The 15,425-nt window shown below is 64.5% G+C and carries 17 protein-coding genes; 3 read left to right on the top strand and 14 right to left on the bottom strand.

What is annotated here, in order from left to right; genetic code table 11:
- Positions 1 to 18 precede the first annotated feature (18 nt).
- On the top strand, positions 19 to 540 hold the full coding sequence (locus tag FS507_RS01640; RefSeq protein ID WP_145941077.1) for a DinB family protein: 522 nt from the start codon (positions 19 to 21) through the stop codon (positions 538 to 540).
- 159 nt (positions 541 to 699) lie between these two features.
- On the opposite strand, the gene FS507_RS01635 is transcribed toward FS507_RS01640, so the two are convergent.
- The 5 genes from FS507_RS01635 to FS507_RS01615 form a co-directional block, all read right to left on the bottom strand.
- Complete coding sequence (locus FS507_RS01635) at positions 700 to 1,131, bottom strand: hypothetical protein (RefSeq protein ID WP_145941076.1); 432 nt, start codon at positions 1,129 to 1,131, stop codon at positions 700 to 702.
- Between the two features lie 572 nt (positions 1,132 to 1,703).
- Complete coding sequence (gene mgtE, locus FS507_RS01630; protein ID WP_145941075.1) at positions 1,704 to 3,038, bottom strand: magnesium transporter; 1,335 nt, start codon at positions 3,036 to 3,038, stop codon at positions 1,704 to 1,706.
- A 26-nt stretch (positions 3,039 to 3,064) separates the two neighbouring features.
- On the bottom strand, positions 3,065 to 3,250 hold the full coding sequence (locus FS507_RS01625) for a hypothetical protein (protein WP_145941074.1): 186 nt from the start codon (positions 3,248 to 3,250) through the stop codon (positions 3,065 to 3,067).
- 18 nt (positions 3,251 to 3,268) lie between these two features.
- The gene (locus FS507_RS01620) at positions 3,269 to 3,955 is read right to left on the bottom strand and encodes a YceI family protein (protein WP_145941073.1); all 687 of its coding nucleotides are present in this window, start codon (positions 3,953 to 3,955) and stop codon (positions 3,269 to 3,271) included.
- 34 nt (positions 3,956 to 3,989) lie between these two features.
- Positions 3,990 to 4,349: a hypothetical protein gene (locus FS507_RS01615; protein ID WP_145941072.1), complete on the bottom strand. Its 360-nt coding sequence runs from the start codon at positions 4,347 to 4,349 to the stop codon at positions 3,990 to 3,992.
- A gap of 138 nt (positions 4,350 to 4,487) precedes the next feature.
- Here FS507_RS01615 and FS507_RS01610 point away from each other — a divergent pair, with 138 nt between their 5' ends.
- Positions 4,488 to 4,859 carry an RNA polymerase-binding protein RbpA gene (locus FS507_RS01610; RefSeq protein ID WP_038548667.1) on the top strand — a complete coding sequence of 124 codons (372 nt, stop codon included), beginning with the start codon at positions 4,488 to 4,490 and terminating at the stop codon, positions 4,857 to 4,859.
- A gap of 220 nt (positions 4,860 to 5,079) precedes the next feature.
- On the top strand, positions 5,080 to 6,465 hold the full coding sequence (locus FS507_RS01605) for an HNH endonuclease signature motif containing protein (RefSeq protein ID WP_260853095.1): 1,386 nt from the start codon (positions 5,080 to 5,082) through the stop codon (positions 6,463 to 6,465).
- Here FS507_RS01605 and FS507_RS01600 read toward each other — a convergent pair.
- The 9 genes from FS507_RS01600 to tatA (FS507_RS01560) all read right to left on the bottom strand — a co-directional run bounded on the left by FS507_RS01600 (position 6,462) and on the right by tatA (FS507_RS01560) (position 15,391).
- The gene (locus FS507_RS01600; RefSeq protein WP_260853094.1) at positions 6,462 to 7,274 is read right to left on the bottom strand and encodes a polyprenol monophosphomannose synthase; all 813 of its coding nucleotides are present in this window, start codon (positions 7,272 to 7,274) and stop codon (positions 6,462 to 6,464) included. The genes FS507_RS01605 and FS507_RS01600 overlap by 4 nt on opposite strands.
- A 7-nt stretch (positions 7,275 to 7,281) precedes the next feature.
- Complete coding sequence (lnt, locus tag FS507_RS01595; RefSeq protein ID WP_145941070.1) at positions 7,282 to 8,829, bottom strand: apolipoprotein N-acyltransferase; 1,548 nt, start codon at positions 8,827 to 8,829, stop codon at positions 7,282 to 7,284.
- The gene (locus FS507_RS01590) at positions 8,826 to 9,308 is read right to left on the bottom strand and encodes an FxsA family protein (RefSeq protein WP_145941069.1); all 483 of its coding nucleotides are present in this window, start codon (positions 9,306 to 9,308) and stop codon (positions 8,826 to 8,828) included. The genes lnt and FS507_RS01590 overlap by 4 nt, the downstream gene beginning before the upstream one ends.
- 10 nt (positions 9,309 to 9,318) lie before the next feature.
- Entirely contained in the window at positions 9,319 to 10,068 is a 750-nt protein-coding gene (locus FS507_RS01585) for an SDR family NAD(P)-dependent oxidoreductase (RefSeq protein ID WP_145941068.1), read from the bottom strand.
- Positions 10,065 to 11,168 (bottom strand): M24 family metallopeptidase, encoded by a 1,104-nt coding sequence (locus FS507_RS01580; protein ID WP_145941067.1) that lies wholly within the window; start codon positions 11,166 to 11,168, stop codon positions 10,065 to 10,067. Before FS507_RS01580 ends, FS507_RS01585 begins: the two co-directional genes overlap by 4 nt.
- A gap of 30 nt (positions 11,169 to 11,198) precedes the next feature.
- Positions 11,199 to 13,928, bottom strand: coding sequence for a DEAD/DEAH box helicase (locus FS507_RS01575; RefSeq protein WP_145941066.1), 2,730 nt, complete (start codon positions 13,926 to 13,928; stop codon positions 11,199 to 11,201).
- On the bottom strand, positions 13,915 to 14,832 hold the full coding sequence (gene tatC, locus FS507_RS01570; RefSeq protein ID WP_145941165.1) for a twin-arginine translocase subunit TatC: 918 nt from the start codon (positions 14,830 to 14,832) through the stop codon (positions 13,915 to 13,917). Before tatC ends, FS507_RS01575 begins: the two co-directional genes overlap by 14 nt.
- An 85-nt stretch (positions 14,833 to 14,917) precedes the next feature.
- A complete protein-coding gene (gene tatA, locus FS507_RS01565) occupies positions 14,918 to 15,127 on the bottom strand; it encodes a Sec-independent protein translocase subunit TatA (RefSeq protein WP_145941065.1) in 210 nt (69 codons plus the stop codon).
- 3 nt (positions 15,128 to 15,130) lie between these two features.
- A complete protein-coding gene (gene tatA, locus FS507_RS01560) occupies positions 15,131 to 15,391 on the bottom strand; it encodes a Sec-independent protein translocase subunit TatA (protein ID WP_145941064.1) in 261 nt (86 codons plus the stop codon).
- Between the last annotated feature and the right edge of the window lie 34 nt (positions 15,392 to 15,425).

The raw sequence follows: 15,425 nt of genomic DNA, 5'->3' as shown, positions 1-15,425 counted from the left end.
CGCGTACGGTGGACGGGTATGAAGGCGACAGATATTCTGAAGGATCTTGCCGGTCGCGTGCGCGATGCCGCGGGAGAGATTCCGCGGGACCTACCTGCAGAGATAGTCAATGCGCATCCGGCGGGCCACCCGAATTCACTGGTCTGGCTGTTGTGGCACACCGGACGGGAACTCGATGTCCAGTTGTCCGGGCTGACGTCCGACGAGCAGGTCTGGACGTCCGAGGAATACGACAGTTCCTCAGGCGTTCGGGGTGCAGGTGAGTCGATGGGGTTTGGACAGTCACCTGTTCAGGCGCAAGAAGTGACTGCCGCTGAGGTGGGCCCTGTCATCGACTACGTGACTGCCGTCTGTGACGCAGTGGACGCCTATCTCTCGACGCTGGGTGAAGCGGACCTCGACAAGGTCATCGACGATGCCTGGGATCCGCCCGTCACCAGAGGTGTCCGTCTCATCAGTATCCTGCATGACGCGGTGATACACCTTGGCCAGGCGGCATACGTGCTGGGGACTGAGACGGGAAGCGGCGGCAGACGGTAGCGAGGCCGACGGCACCTGACCGTTCTCATTTGATCTGTCGGTTCCGCAACTGTCAGTTGTGTCCATTTCGGTGCCGCCGAGCCGGTCTCAGGAGTATGCCGGAGATGATGTCAGGATGGTGAGGTCCTCGGAAGCCGTACGCCCTAACCGACTCGAGCATTAACGTATCGACTCTCCGTCTATTGAATTAACGTGGAAGTACTCATCGAAATCATCTTGATTGTCATCTCCAGTTGAAGGATTGTGGTACCCGCCTCCGAGGGATACATCTTCGTCGATTGGTATTTCAACCTTGTTGGGGGACTCCAGAACGTCACCATCTGCTGAGTATGTTGTTCCCTCGGGAAGGACGATGCCAAACTGCGTTCCCTCGTGCCTCTCGCCGTAAACCTTCCCGCCACCATCAGGATAGTGAAGTTTCCCTTCGAACAATGCTTCCTCTTCGCCCGTTTCGTCGTCATAGGAATATGTACTGAAGGTAACTTCCGCTCCGTCGTGTGGGGCTGCTGGATCGCTTTCTTCGGCGCTACATGCGGAACAAAGGGAGAGGGCGGTGAAAGTGGCAAAGAGTGATTTAGATGCAATTTTCATGGTAATGATCCCTCATCCTGTTAGTTCTGTGGGCTGGCTGTGGTCGTAAGGGCATGTGCCTGCCTCCTGAATGTGTCGTCTGCTAGTGACGCTATCTCAGGGCGACTGCGAGGGGAAGGGGATTCCGCAATGTCTCATGATGGCTGAGAAAGATCACCCGACGTCGCTCGCGCGGGGTTGCGAATCTCCGAAGTGTCATAATGTATATTATCGGCGAAAGAGGAGCTGAGGTCGACGGAGCGGGAATGCGGCGCGCACCGTCGGTCACCCTCGAACGTTGACGCGTCGACGTTCCGCTGTGTGCCCTGGACTTCGGTTCATGACTCCCGGTTGTCCGGATGGCTGTGTCAGCGTGGCTGCGCCTGGCCCCTGGATGTCGTTGGGCTTGCGACCAACTGTCGTGACGCCGTGACATTATGGGCCGGCGGCCGTCCGGGGTTTGGTGTGTCGGTCCGCTTGGCGGATGGTGCCGTACGGAGATACTGTTCCCCGTGTCGCGCACCTACGGACGGCAACCATCATTACGTCACAGTGACGTAATGATGGCGACCTTCCCCTTGTGCCAGTCGCGCTCAGAGCATGCTCGACAGGATAATCTGGGCGATGCTGAAGTAGATGACCAGACCGGTCGCATCCACCAGCGTTGAAACCACCGGAGTCGAGAACACCGCCGGATCGACGCCGATTTTTCGGGCGACGAGCGGGAGCACTCCGCCGACGATGCATGCCCAGGTGCAGATGCCCACAATCGTCAGTGCCATCACCGCACCGATGCGCCATTCGTAGAACAGCGTGATGAACGGGAAGATCAATGCACCGAGGAAGACTCCCAGCATGAATCCGACGCGGACCTCTCGCCAGATGACCCGCCAGATGTCTCGTGGCCGGACCTCGTCAACGGCGAGCGCACGAACCACGGACGACGCGGCCTGTGAACCTGCGTTACCGCCCGTGCCGGTGATCATCGGCACGAAGGTCGCCAGCACAACCACTTTCGACAATGTGTCCTCGAAGAAAGACATGACGTTGACTGTCAGCACAGCCGTCAGAATCAGCACCAGGAGCCAGACGCCGCGTTTGCGGGCCAGGTGGAAGACCGTAGCCGTCAGGTACGGCTGCTTCAGTGGCTCGGAGCCACCGGAGCGATAGACGTCCTCGGTCACCTCCAGCTCGAGGATCTCCATGGCGTCATCGACGGTGATCATGCCGAGGAAACGCCCTTCATCATCGACGACCGGCAGTGCGAGCAGGTCGGCTTCCTGGACGAGGCGTGCGGCGACCTCCTGGTCCTCGGTGGCGTTGACAGCATGGGTCTCGACGTTCATCAGCTCGGATACCGGAGTGCCGTCGGCGGCAGTGACCAACGATGCGAGGTTCACGACGCCGACAAGCTGCCGCGTGGAATCCGTGACAGCGAGAACCGCGATATCCCGGTTCCTCAACTCACGGCCCCGGAGCTTCTTCAGAGCCTGTTCCCTGCTGTTACCGACGTCAATCACCGTCGGTACCGGCGTCATGACGCGGCCCGCTGACTCATCCGGGTATCCCAGCAGTTCTGCTGTGATCTTGCGGCGGTCCGCAGGAAGCCCGGTCATCATGCGGGCAGCGACAGCGGCGGGCATCTCGCCGAGCAGTTGGGCGCGGTCGTCATCCGGCAGAGTGAGAAGAAGGTCTGCGAAGCGTGCCTCTCTCAGTCCGGTCATGAGGTCGGCCTGGTGGACGACGTCCAGGTACTCGAACACCTGGATCGCCCGGTCTTTGTCGAGGAGTCGGAAAATGACCGCCTGCTCGTCGGTGCTTCGCCGAGACATCTCGTCGGCGATGGCGACGGTCGTCATTCCGCTGAGCTCAACCTGTAGTGCAGCCACATCCTGCCGCTCCAGAAGGCTCGTGATGTCCTGTCCCATGGGGCCTCCTGAAGGCTTGTCTCCTGTTACGTACGGTACCTGTCATCCCTGTACAGCTTGAGTAACTGCCATATGGTGAGTCCGAGGAACGCCGCACAGACGGCGGCGAAGATATATCCGAGTGTTCCGCCGGTAAACACCATGAACCCCGTGGCCACGACAAGGGCGACGAGCCGGATCCACCGGGTGAAGACCATGACGTCTCTGTCCATGGTGATGTCCTCTCAGGGTCAGCTCTGGAGCCCGAAGACCAGCAGCAGGTCCACGGTGCCTTCTTCGGCGATCTGTGACGCGACGAACTCCGGCGAGACAATCCCGAAGGCTTCCCGTTCCACCGGCACCTGGCCTTCCACGATCACATTCTCCCCTGTCCTGAGCACTGTCAGTTCAGCGGTGACGTCATTGGTCTTGCCGTGCATGGTGAGCTCGCCGTCGACGGTTACCGTGTCAACACTACCGTCCTCAGGGAGAGACGACAGATCCACAGGGTCGGAGATGGTGAACGTCGCTTCAGGGTACTGGTCGGTGTGCAGGATGTTGTCGCGGACGTGGATGTCGCGCTTCTCTATGTCGGACTCGATGCTGTCGACGTCGACAGTCACCCTGCCCTCCTCCAGGATGCCGTCGGTCACCACGAGCGAACCGCTCACGGACGACGTCCTGCCGGAGGTGGACTTCTCCTGGCCCGGAAGGACCTCATCGAAGGTGTATCCGGCTTCGCTGGAGTTCTCCCCCGCTCCGCTGACGACGTCCCAGTGGCCGTCCACGCCCACCGTGGCCGGCTCGCCGCTTCCGTCGGCGATGGATGCGGTCTGCAGTCCCTCACTGGTGAGAAGTCTGTACACCGGCGGGCCGACAATGGCGATGGCCAGTGCGACGACGGTGACAACGACCAGCGTGACGATACCTTTCCGCATGTCTGTCCATGCTAGCCGCCGCTGCCCGTGAACCCTATTCGCTTCTCCCCCGGACCCCCTCTGCGTCCCTGGCGAGGGTGACCAGTTCCTGACAGAGTTCCAGGACGCTGTCGGACGGTTCGCCGTCGGCGACGGCTTCACGGATGTCTTCTGCTGCACAACGGACCTCGAAAAGACGGTCAGTGAGTTCTTCTGCAGCTGCTTTCGAGAGGATGACAGAGTCCGCGGGAATCGTCGTGTCCTTGAGGGACTGACGTTGTTCGTAGGCGCGCTGACGGCAGGACTGGCTGCAGTAGCGGCGCCGTCGTCCGGGCCCTTCCTGGGCGATCTCGCGGTTGCACCATGCGCACCGGTGAGGTGTCGTCCGCTGTGCATCGGTGGCGTGGTCGGTCATGTCGTCCATCATTGCACTTCTGCGGTAGAGTGTTGTGGTTGAGCTTTGTGGTGTCGCCCGGGAATTATCCGGGCGTCTCGTCCGTTGTACCGGAGGAATGATCCACCACGTCCGCATGATGAGAAGGGTGATGCACCGATGGCAGATCGTGTACTGCGTGGCAGCCGAATGGGAGCGGTGTCCTACGAGACCGACCGCGACCACGACCTGGCCCCCCGCCAGATGACCAAATACCAGACCGAGTCCGGTGAGATCTTCGAGGTCGCTTTCGCCAACGACGCGGAGATCCCCAGCGAGTGGATGTGCAAGAACGGTCAGCTCGGCCAGCTCATCGAGGGTGTCGGTCAGGACGCGAAGCCGCAGAAGCCGGCCCGCACCCACTGGGACATGCTCCGTGAGCGCCGGTCGCTCGAAGAGCTCGATGTCCTGCTTGAGGAGCGCATCGAACTGTTGCGCAAGCGCCGTCGTACGGCGATGAAGCTCATGAAAGAGCAGGCCGCGAACTCCTGAGTCTTTCGATGACGGCCTGATAGAAGCCCTCCGGTACCACCGGAGGGCTTTTGCTTTCCTTTCTTTCATTTCGATCATATGTTCGATCTTCCTTCGATTGTGTAATTCTGTGTCCGCATGGTTCGGTAGTGTGTTCGACATGGATGACACATCGTCACAGCCTGCTCCCCCACCTCCCGAGCACGATCCTCCACAGGACGGGCCGGGGTACCCTGATCTCGTGTTCGTTTCCGGAATTCTCATCGACTGGGGTGAACTGTATGAACCCTCGTTTACGTTCCGACGGTGGTCGATCGAGACATCGACGGACACTGCTGCTGTCGCAGTCAGAAAGATGAACCGCGCAATGATCGAGATCGCTGTCCAGTGCGTTCCTCACGACACTGCCGATGTTGTGGCTCATCATGCGCGCCTTCAGGCCAGGCTGTCGCTGACGCGGTGCAGGGCTGAAACCTACACGGATATCGGGCTGCTGTGTGCCCGCATGCCCCGGCTCAAAGCCCACCTGCTCCGGGGGATGCTGAGCTTCGACCATCTCCGGTTACTCGCCCGTAGCGCGGACGGCATCCGGCCTGACGACACTGACACAGCGGAGAAAGCCCTGATCGCCGTTCTCACTCCCCGACGGGACAAGCAGGTGATGCCCGGGCCGCGTGCCATGGTGAAGAAGATCCTCAAGGCAGTGCACAGGATCGATGAACTTGCGCGTCCCGTCGACCACACGGATCCTGAACCACCACCCGTCAGTTGTGCGGAGGTGATCGGGGCGGCGGAGTCGGCCGTGACCGCAGACACCGTCGAGCCACCCGCCGGTATTGATCCTCGCGACTGTGGTACACCCACGCGACGCGTCAGCGTCGACACCTATGATCCCTGCGCCACCGTCATCACCGCAACACTCCCGCCCGCAGAAGCTGAGGAGGTGGTTGCCGTTCTTGATACGGTCTGCCGTGACATGTCCTGTTCACGTGCGGACGGTCTGCTTCACCTGGTCAGGGGTACCGCAGATGTCAGCGTGACCCTGAACATCTACCGCGAGATCAACAGCGAGGTCGCTGCGACATCAGGTGGGCACTGGCTCGACGCGGTAGCGACCGACGCATTCATGGAGCGCGTCACCCACCTCCGGATTCCTGGCCACGAAGCCACGGACGCCTATACACCCACCAGGAGGATGGTGGAGTTCCTGGAAGGCGTGTACACCAGCTGTACCTTCCCCGGGTGCGAGGTCCCGGCGGCGAAGTGCGACATCGACCATGTGCGCCGTTACTACCACGGCGATCCGGACTCCGGTGGGCCGACCGACACCGGGAACCTCCACCCCCTGTGCCGTTCGCACCATCTCCTCAAGACACTCGGCTGGGTCGATGCCACCAAGGCCAGCGACGGCGCGGTGATGTGGTCGAGCGTCGACGACGGGCACACCTATGTCACTGAACCGACGGGGCCCCTCGCCGGATTCGCGAGAACCAGCTTTGCCAGCCGTGCGACCAGGCGCTACCGGACAGTACGAGAGCACAATGAGCGACGGAAGGCAGTACGTGCAACCCAGCAAGCGGTACTTGCCGCAGCGCGCAGAGCGAGCACGGAAGAGGTGCCGTTCTAGCGACTGATCTTCTGCCTGACCGAATCCCTGCCCAACCGCCAGAACGCCCCGGCAAGAGTGCTGACCTGGGCGGCACGGTGGCGGATCCCCCATGTCGTCACCACCATCAGGCTGTCCTTGATGAAACTACCGGCCAACTTGGACTCGCCGATCTCACGCTCGGTGAAGGTGATCGGCACCTCGTCCACGGCGAACCCGCCCTCGACCGCGCGGAATGCGAGGTCCACCTGGAAGATGTACCCCGCGTTCGAGAGCTCGTCGAGGTCCAGGGACTCCACCAGGGACCGACGGTACGCACGGTAGCCGGCGGTCATGTCGGAAAGGCCACCGCCCAAGGCGATGGAGATGTAGATGTTCCCCGCCTTCGACAGGAACCACCGGTTCCACGGCCAGTTGACGACCTTGCCGCCGGGCACATAGCGCGAGCCGATGACCAGGTCCGAGCCGGCGTCGACCTGGGCCAGGAGCCGGTCGAGCTGCTCGGGAGCATGGGAACCGTCCGCGTCCATCTCACACAGCACCTGGTAGTCGCGCTCGAGCCCCCACCGGAACCCCGCGACATAGGCGCCGCACAGACCGCCCTTGCCCTCACGGTGCAGCACATTGATGTGCCCGTCAGCGGCAGCCAGTTGATCGGCGAGTTCCCCGGTGCCGTCCGGGCTGTTGTCGTCGACGATGAGGATGTCCACGCGGTCGGGCTCAGCCGCGCGGAGGCGACCCACGATGAGCGGGAGATTCTCCAACTCCTCGTAGGTCGGGATGATGACCAGGGTGCGGTCACTGGGGTGTGTCGAATGTCCCGTAGCCAACCTCTGCCTACCTCTTCTTCTGCCGGAAACCTGCATAGAGCACGAATACGGCGCCGACGGCGGCGAGGATCCACTCGCCGACGGGGCCGATGCGTGCTGACAACGTCTCAGTATCGCGCACCGGAACGTCCTCCTGCAAAAGACCCGCGCGGAAGATCTCTGTCCGGTCCGTCACAGCTCCGTCCGGCGACACGATCGCCGAGACCCCTGAGGTGGCCGCGACGACGACGGACCGGTCGTATTCGATCGCACGCATCCGGCTGATCGCCAACTGCTGGAACGTCATGTCGGTGAAACCGAACGTCGCGTTGTTCGTCGGGCTCGCGAACAACGTGGCGCCTGCATTCACGGCGTCGCGGAAGGCACCGTCGAAACTCACCTCGTAACAGGTCGCCACGCCGACGGGAACGCCGTCCATGTCGACCACACCGTCCCCGTCGCCGGCCTTGAAGTTCCCGGCCATGTCCACATACGGGCTGACGTGGCGCAGTAGATCACGGTAGGGCATGTACTCGCCGAAGGGCTGGAGGAACTTCTTCACGTGCTGGTCACCCGGCCCCGTCTCCGGGTCCCACACCACGGCCGTGTTCCGGGAACCCTCCTCATCCCGGGTGAGTGTCCCCACCAGCAACGGGGCTCCGACTGCTTGGGCTGCGGCGCTGATCTGCTCGGCGGCACCCTCATTGACGAAGGGGTTGATGTCCGAGGCGTTCTCCGGCCAGATCACCAGGTCCGGGCGCGGTCGTTCACCGCTGTCGATCTCTTCGGCCAGCTTGAATGTCTGCGTGAGGTGGTTGTTCAGGACGGCGCTGCGTTGGGAGTTGAAGTCCAGGCCGAGCCGCGGCACGTTGCCCTGCACCGTGACGACGTTGAGCGTCTCATCGACCTCGCCACCCCACGACGTGGGTACGGCGCCCAGGACAAGACCTCCGCCGACCGTCACCGCCACGGTGGAGGCAGCCGTAATGTAGCTGCGGCGGACCAGCAGTGCCAGGGCCACACCGGTGAGTACCACCGCGAAGGTGACCAGAGCGGGACCGGCCACCGTCGACCACTCCGCCAGCGGGCCGGTGATCTGGCCCCACGCGACCCGGGCCCATCCGAATCCACCGAAGGGCCACGAGGCGCGGAGCCACTCCGTGGCCACGAACCAGGCAGGCACCATCACGAGCAGCAGAGCGGAACGGCCGCTGCTGCCCCACGTCCGCGCCATGACACAGATCAACCCCAGGCCCAGTCCGAAGAGCAGGCTGTAGAGCGATTCGAGGAGGGACAGCCCGATCCACGCGATGGCACCGACGTACTCACCGACCCAGGGCAACAGGAACAGGAAGCACACCAGGCCCTGGACCCAGCTGAGCCACATCACCCACCGTCGGATGCTGCGGGGCCCGGTCGCGTCCGTGGGGGCGCCCGACACCGCGCGGTCCACCGCGATGAAGAAGAGCGCGAAGCCCAGCGGGGCCGCCCACCACAGGCCGGTGGGCTGGTATGAGGCGAACTGGGCCACCCCGGCGGCCGCTGCAGCAGCCGTCAGCAGGAGAAAACGGATCACGCCCTGTCGTCCCTGTCGTCCCGGTCGTCGAATTCATCGGCCCGGTGGTCGATGACCTCACCCCACCCGTCGACGTCCTTCGTCTGCGGCATGCTCACACCGGAGACCGTCGTGAAGGATGCACCGCCGAAGCTGGTGATCCTGCGACGCAGTGCACCGCCCAGGCCACGACGTACCAGGGAGCGGGTCGGCGGCAGGAGCAGGACGATGCCGAGCACTGCTGTGACGAGGCCAGGCAGGGCGACGAGGACGGCGCCGACCGCGCTCAGAGCGGCGTCGGCGGTGAGCTGCCCCGGGTGCGCGCGGTCGGTCATGGACCGGCGGACCAGCTCACGGAACTGCCACCCGGCGAGTATCATGCCGCCGATGAAGGTCGCCAGAACCAGCAGGATCGTCCAACCGAAGCCGATCCAGCTTCCCAGCAGGAAGAACACGAGGATTTCGGCGACGATGTACAGCAGGGGCAGCAGTCGGGACATGCTCCCCACCCTACCGTGGTGCCCGCCGCCACAGGGCTCTCGGGACCAGGGGCATGATCCTGGCGAGGAGCGCGAGCTTGCGGGGCACCCACACATCCGACCGCCGTGAGGTCAGCGCCTGCACGGTGGCCTCGGCGACGACGTCCGGCGTCACCGACATAGGTGCCGGGTCCATCCCCTCCGTCATGCGTCCGATGACGAAACCGGGACGGACCACCGTCAGCCGTACCCCGGTGCCGCGCAACGCGTCCTGCATGCCCTGGCAGAACCCGTCGAGTCCGGCCTTCGCTGAACCGTAGACGTAGTTCGGCCGGCGGACACGTGCACCGGCGATCGACGAGAAGGCGACCAGGTCGCCGCGACCGCGGGCCGTCATACGGGCGGACAGTTCGGTGAGCAGGACGGCCTGGGCCGTGAAGTCGGTGTGCAGGATGCGCTCCACCTCCGCACCGTCCTGCTCCGCGAGATCCTGGTCACCGAGCACACCGAAGGCGGCGATTGCGGTGTCGATCGGGCCGGCCCCCTCGATGGTGTCGATGACGCCTGCCTGACCGGCACAGTCGGACGCGTCGAAGTAGACGGTCTCCACCCGCGTCGCCCCGGCCTCCTCACAGGCCGTCACCAGGTCTGTCAGGGCATCAGGACGTCGGGCGGCCAGGACGAGGTCATTGCCGGCGGCGAGCCGGGTGATGATCTGCTCCCCGATCTCGCTGGTGGCGCCGAACAGGACGATCCGTGCCGGGGATCCCGGAGTACTCATGCGGGCACCTCCACGGTGGTGAGGTCGTGTGTGGTGGTGTTGAGCGGCTCGCAGCCGTCGGCGGTGAGGACCACGATGTCCTCGATCCGGGCACCCCACTCTCCGGGCACGTAGATCCCCGGTTCGATGGAGAAGGCCATCCCCTCGGTCAGTACGGTGTCATTTCCGGCGATGATGAACGGTTCCTCGTGGCCGGAGACGCCGATGCCGTGTCCGGTGCGGTGGGTGAAGTAGTTGCCGTAGCCGGCGTCCTCGATGATGTCGCGGACCACGGCGTCGAGCTCGGCGGCGGTGACGCCGGGGCGCGCGGCGGCACGACCGGCGTCCTGCGCCTGCTGCAGGACGAGATAGGCGTCCCGCTGTGTCTCTGACGCGGCACCGAGCACGTAGGTACGGGTGCAGTCGGAATGGTAACCGGAGTCGAGGGTGCCGCCGATGTCGACGACGACCACGTCGCCCTCGGCCAGCACGCGGTCGGAGTAGCTGTGGTGCGGGTCGGCTCCGTGCGGGCCGGAACCGACGATGACGAAGTCCACGGCGACGTGTTCGGCGAGGATCATCGTGGTGAGGTCGGCGGCGACGTCGCGCTCGGTACGTCCCGCGCGCAGCAGGCCAGGAACCTGCCGGTGCACGGCGTCGATGGCGTGACCCGCACGGGTGAGCTCGGCGATCTCGACGTCGTCCTTGACCATGAACACGTCCCGGAGCACCGTGGTGGCGTTGACAGTCTGCACTCCCCTGCCCTGGATGGTGAGCAGGTGGTCGGCGGTCATGGTACCGGAGACCGCGACGGTGGCGCCGTCGGGCAGGTCGAGCAACTCCACCGGGTCCTCCCCGTCGTTCCAGGGGACCACCTCGACTCCGGCCTCCCCCGCCACGCCACTGCGTAGCGCGGCAGCATCCACGCCGGGGACGACGATCCGGCGTGCCGACGGCGTGATCACCAGGGCGGCGAAACGCTCGTGGGTCTCGATGTCGGTGTCGAGGAGGAACCGCAGGTCCGGACCCGGGGTGAGGACAGCCGCGGTGATGCCCTGTTCGTCGAGGAGGTTCCCGACGGCGTCGAGACGGGCGGTGTAGATGGAGACAGGAAAGCTCATGGGAAGCCAGTGTAGGCCAGAGCCGGTCCCCTACGCGCCCAGTTCAACCACGCCCCGCCGGATCGCCGGTACAGCCTTCCTGGCGGAGGCCTTCACCGACGACGAGTACCCGGTGTGGCGGATCTGCTCCAGCAGGTCGATGACGCGGTTGCACCAGCGCACGAAATCGCCGGCGCTCAGTGTGGCACCGGACGCCTCCGCAGCACGCAGGCAGTAGTCCAGGGGCGCGCCCGCGGCCCACTGGTGCACAGCCGTGGCGAATCCCATGTCCGGTTCGCGGGTCACCGGCAGGCGGTGCCGTGCCTCGTCGGAGACGAGTTCGCCGTGGATACGGAACACCGCGGTGACCGCGTCGGCCAGCGGCTCGGTCGGGACACCGTCCTCGTGCCGCCCCTCGCTCTCCCGCCGGTTCTCGAAGACGCACGTCGACACCACGGCGGCGAGCTCAGCGGGATCGAGCTCATCCCACACACCGCGCCGCAGACACTGGGCGACGAGAAGATCCGACTCGTGGTGGACCTGGGCCAGTCGTCGGCCCTCGGCCGTGATGTGGGTCGTGGCCCGGTCGGAGGACGGGACAGCGTCGTCAGCATTGTCAGCGTCGTCAGTACCGTCCTGCTCCACGTAATCGAGCTCGCCGAGGAGGTCGAGGATCCGGTCGAAGGTCCGGGACAGTGACTCGGTCTCCGGTGCAGCGATCTCCATCTCGCGGTCGAGGGTACGTCGGGCCGCGACGACCCGCTCCGCCGGGCGGACCAGATCCTCGCGCTCCGCCAGAAGATGAACGGGATGGACGTGCACCTTGTCCCGGAGCTCGGCGGCTTTACGCGAGCCGCTCTTCGCCTTCGGTTTGAGGACACGGGGGCGGTCGACCTTCTGTCGCCGAAGGTTGGAGGCCACAGCGCGGGAGTTACGCTTCGGGCTGCGCTGCACCCCCTTGTGCAGCGACATATGGCCCAGCGGCACGGGGACGTTGCCGAATGTCTCGGCGGTCACGGGGCCGCACCACCCGTCCTCGGTGATGATCCACGGCCGGGGGTGACGGTGGTCGGAGTCGCTGCGGGCGACCGTGGCAAGCTGCGGATGACGGCCCGTCGGCAGGGCGATGATGTCACCGACGGACAGGCTGGACAGCAACCGGGCGGTCTCGACCTGACGGTCCGCGGCCGAGTCCTTCTTCGCCCGTCGCTCCTCCAGAGTGAGATCGCGGCGCAGCCCCGCGTACTCGATGACGTCGTCTGCGCTGACCTGCGCCCCTTTCAGGGACGACAGGGTCTTCGACAGGTCCCGTTCGAGGCTGGCCAGGTCACGGCGTCGGCGACTGGCACGCTCCGCCTGCTCCACCACGGTGGATGCCGCCTGGTACTGGGCGAAGGACCGGTCCAGCAGACGGTGGGACTCGGCGTAGCCCTTCGTGGAGATCAGGTTGACCGCCATGTTGTATCCGGGACGGAACGTCGAGTCCAGGGGGTAGGTGCGGGTCTGGGCGAGGTTCGCCACCGCATACGGGTCGATGCCTTTGGACCACAGCACCAGGGCGTGGCCTTCGGTGTCGATGCCACGACGCCCGGCACGTCCGGTGAGCTGGGTGTACTGGCCCGGTGTGAGGTCCACGTGGGCCTCACCGTTGAATTTGACGAGTTTCTCGAGCACCACGGTGCGCGCCGGCATGTTGATGCCCAGGGCCAGCGTCTCGGTGGCGAAGCAGACCTTCATCAGCCCGCGGGAGAACAGCTCTTCGACGATGTGCCGGAAGGCGGGCAGCATACCGGCATGGTGCGCCCCGTAGCCGTTGCCCAGCGCCCGTCGCCACTGGCGGAATCCGAGGACGCCGAGGTCCTCGGTGGCGATACCCTCCACTCCCCTGTCGACGGTCGCGAGGATCTCGTCGCGTTCGGCGTCGGTGGTCAGGCGGACCCGGTCGACGAGGAGCTGACGGACCGCCCCGTCGCAACCGGCGCGGGAGAAGATGAAGTAGATGGCGGGGAGCATCGATGCACCGCGCATCTGGGCGACGACGTCGGAGCGTTTCGGCCCCTGCCGCCGTCCCGACTCCTCCGCACGGCTGGCTGCGGCGACGACCGCGCGGTTGACGTCGGCGTCCCTCCCGTTCCCGTACAGCGGCAGGATCTGGGAGCCGACCATCATCGACTGGTGCAGCGGGACCGGACGGTGGGTGGTGACGACGAGATCGGTCTGACCCCGCACCGTGGAGAGCCAGGCGCCGAACTCCTCGGCGTTGCTCACCGTCGCTGAGAGGCTGACCAGGATCACCGACGGGTCGAGGTTGAGGATGGTCTCCTCCCACACCGGCCCGCGGGACGGGTCGGCGAGGAAGTGGACCTCGTCCATCACCACGTGGGTGAGGGCGTCGAGACGGTCTGACCCGGCGTAGATCATGTTGCGCAGCACCTCGGTGGTCATGACCACCACCGGGGCGTCACCGTTGACGCTGACATCGCCGGTGAGCAGTCCGACGCGGTCCTCACCGTAGCGGGCGACGAGGTCGTGGTACTTCTGGTTGCTCAGCGCCTTGATCGGGGTGGTGTAGAAGCAGGTGCCGTCACGCCGGAACGCTTCGTGTACGGCGAATTCCCCCACCACCGTCTTTCCAGCGCCGGTGGGTGCACAGACCAGGACGCCGCGCCCCTCCGCGATGGAGGCGGACGCGGTGAGCTGGAATTCATCCAGCGGGAAAGGGTATGCGGCAGCGAATGCCGCGACCGGTGCCGGGAGGATGTCCGGGTCAGAGGAGGTCATCGAGATTGTTGTGGTCCATCCTGGGTGTTGTCGGGGTGGGGTTCGGTGAGGTGCGGGGGGTGTTCATCGGCGTGGCGGGAGCGATGGAGGATGCTGTCTCATCATCGAGGTCATCGGCGACGGCGTCGAGACCGTCGGCGCCGGCCTTCTTCGCACGCCGCTTGTCGTTGATCCGGGCGATCTGGATCGCGATCTCCATCATGAGGCACATCGAGAGCGCCAGGATCAGCATGGACACCGGGTCTCCGCCGGGGGTGGCGAAAGCGGCGAGCACGAAGAGAATGAGGATAATGTAGCGGCGCTTGTCCTTCAAGGTCCTGTAGCTGAGCACCCCTACCAGGTTGAGCATCACGGTGATCAGCGGCACTTCGAAACTCACCCCGAAGACGAGGAGGAGCGTCAGGAGGAAGCTGAAGTACGCCGTACCGTTGAGCGCTGCGATCTGGGTCTCGTCACCGATGGTGAGCAGGAACTCCAGGCCGAAGTAGAGCACGAAGTACGCGAGGACGGCACCGAGGACGAACAGCAGGGTCGCCGCAGTCACGAAGGTGCGTGTCCACATCTTCTCGTTCTTCTTCAACCCCGGTGTGATGAAACCCCACAACTGCATCAGCCACACCGGGGCGGACAACACCAGGCCGGCAAGGAAGCCGATCTTCAGTCGCAGCATGAACATCTCGAACGGACTGGTGGCCAACAGGCGGCACTCATTGGCGATGTCTCCGCCGAACCGCAACTCCGGCGGCAGTTCGCAGTACGGGTCTTTGAGCAGGTCACCAAGGCTGGGAGTGCCGAAGATGCCATTTCCGTACCACATGTACCCGAGAATCGTGCCGACACCGATCGCCGCGAGAGCGATGAGGATCCTGCGACGGAGCTCCTTGAGATGCTCGACGAGAGACATCTCCGCTTCCGTGGGACGACGTCCTCGTTTCAGCGAGCGTCGTGCACGCGGCACACGGACTCGCCGAGGAGCGTCGGGGGAACTGTCAGTCATTGCTGGGCGGGGTGACCTTCGGTTCAGTTGCGGGGGCAGCTGACGGTACGACAGGTGTGCCGTCGTTCTTCATCTCGGTCATCTCGGACTTGAAGATACGCATCGAACGACCGAGTGACCGGGCCATGGTCGGCAGTTTCGGCGCGCTGAACAAGAGCACGACGACCAGCGCGATGATGAGCCATTCAGTGGCGCCGGGCATCTGTCATCGCTCCTGTGACTGGTTGTCGTTCGGACGGAACTCCGGTTCGGCACTGATGTCGTCGGAGATACCGTCCGTGCCGGTGGTCGGCTTCGCGCTCTCGACGGACGGCTGGCCGTCGTTCTTCATCTCGGTCATCTCGGACTTGAAGATGCGCATGGAGCGACCAGCGGAGCGTGCCAGAGTCGGCAGCTTCGACGCTCCGAAGAGGAGCAGGATAATCAGGACGATGATCAGGATTTGCCAGGGGCCTATGCCACCCATTAGTACCGGCCTTTCCGTCGGTCATACAGCGTGT

The organism is Corynebacterium glyciniphilum AJ 3170 (assembly GCF_007673095.1).
In the GTDB taxonomy this organism is placed as follows: Bacteria; Actinomycetota; Actinomycetes; order Mycobacteriales; family Mycobacteriaceae; genus Corynebacterium.
The sequence above is the reverse complement of the archived record's forward strand: the minus strand, read 5'-3'. Positions and strand labels throughout refer to the sequence as shown.

What these genes read in the sequence shown, in the direction of transcription:
- tatA (WP_145941064.1), bottom strand. Translation starts at nt 15,391, where the DNA reads ATGGGTGGCATAGGCCCCTGGCAAATCCTGATCATCGTCCTGATTATC.
- tatA (WP_145941065.1), bottom strand. Translation starts at nt 15,127, where the DNA reads ATGCCCGGCGCCACTGAATGGCTCATCATCGCGCTGGTCGTCGTGCTC.
- FS507_RS01620 (WP_145941073.1), bottom strand. Translation starts at nt 3,955, where the DNA reads ATGCGGAAAGGTATCGTCACGCTGGTCGTTGTCACCGTCGTCGCACTG.
- tatC (WP_145941165.1), bottom strand. Translation starts at nt 14,832, where the DNA reads ATGTCTCTCGTCGAGCATCTCAAGGAGCTCCGTCGCAGGATCCTCATC.
- FS507_RS01575 (WP_145941066.1), bottom strand. Translation starts at nt 13,928, where the DNA reads ATGACCTCCTCTGACCCGGACATCCTCCCGGCACCGGTCGCGGCATTC.
- mgtE (WP_145941075.1), bottom strand. Translation starts at nt 3,038, where the DNA reads ATGGGACAGGACATCACGAGCCTTCTGGAGCGGCAGGATGTGGCTGCA.
- FS507_RS01615 (WP_145941072.1), bottom strand. Translation starts at nt 4,349, where the DNA reads ATGACCGACCACGCCACCGATGCACAGCGGACGACACCTCACCGGTGC.
- FS507_RS01610 (WP_038548667.1), top strand. Translation starts at nt 4,488, where the DNA reads ATGGCAGATCGTGTACTGCGTGGCAGCCGAATGGGAGCGGTGTCCTAC.
- FS507_RS01635 (WP_145941076.1), bottom strand. Translation starts at nt 1,131, where the DNA reads ATGAAAATTGCATCTAAATCACTCTTTGCCACTTTCACCGCCCTCTCC.
- FS507_RS01640 (WP_145941077.1), top strand. Translation starts at nt 19, where the DNA reads ATGAAGGCGACAGATATTCTGAAGGATCTTGCCGGTCGCGTGCGCGAT.
- FS507_RS01590 (WP_145941069.1), bottom strand. Translation starts at nt 9,308, where the DNA reads ATGTCCCGACTGCTGCCCCTGCTGTACATCGTCGCCGAAATCCTCGTG.
- FS507_RS01625 (WP_145941074.1), bottom strand. Translation starts at nt 3,250, where the DNA reads ATGGACAGAGACGTCATGGTCTTCACCCGGTGGATCCGGCTCGTCGCC.
- FS507_RS01580 (WP_145941067.1), bottom strand. Translation starts at nt 11,168, where the DNA reads ATGAGCTTTCCTGTCTCCATCTACACCGCCCGTCTCGACGCCGTCGGG.
- FS507_RS01585 (WP_145941068.1), bottom strand. Translation starts at nt 10,068, where the DNA reads ATGAGTACTCCGGGATCCCCGGCACGGATCGTCCTGTTCGGCGCCACC.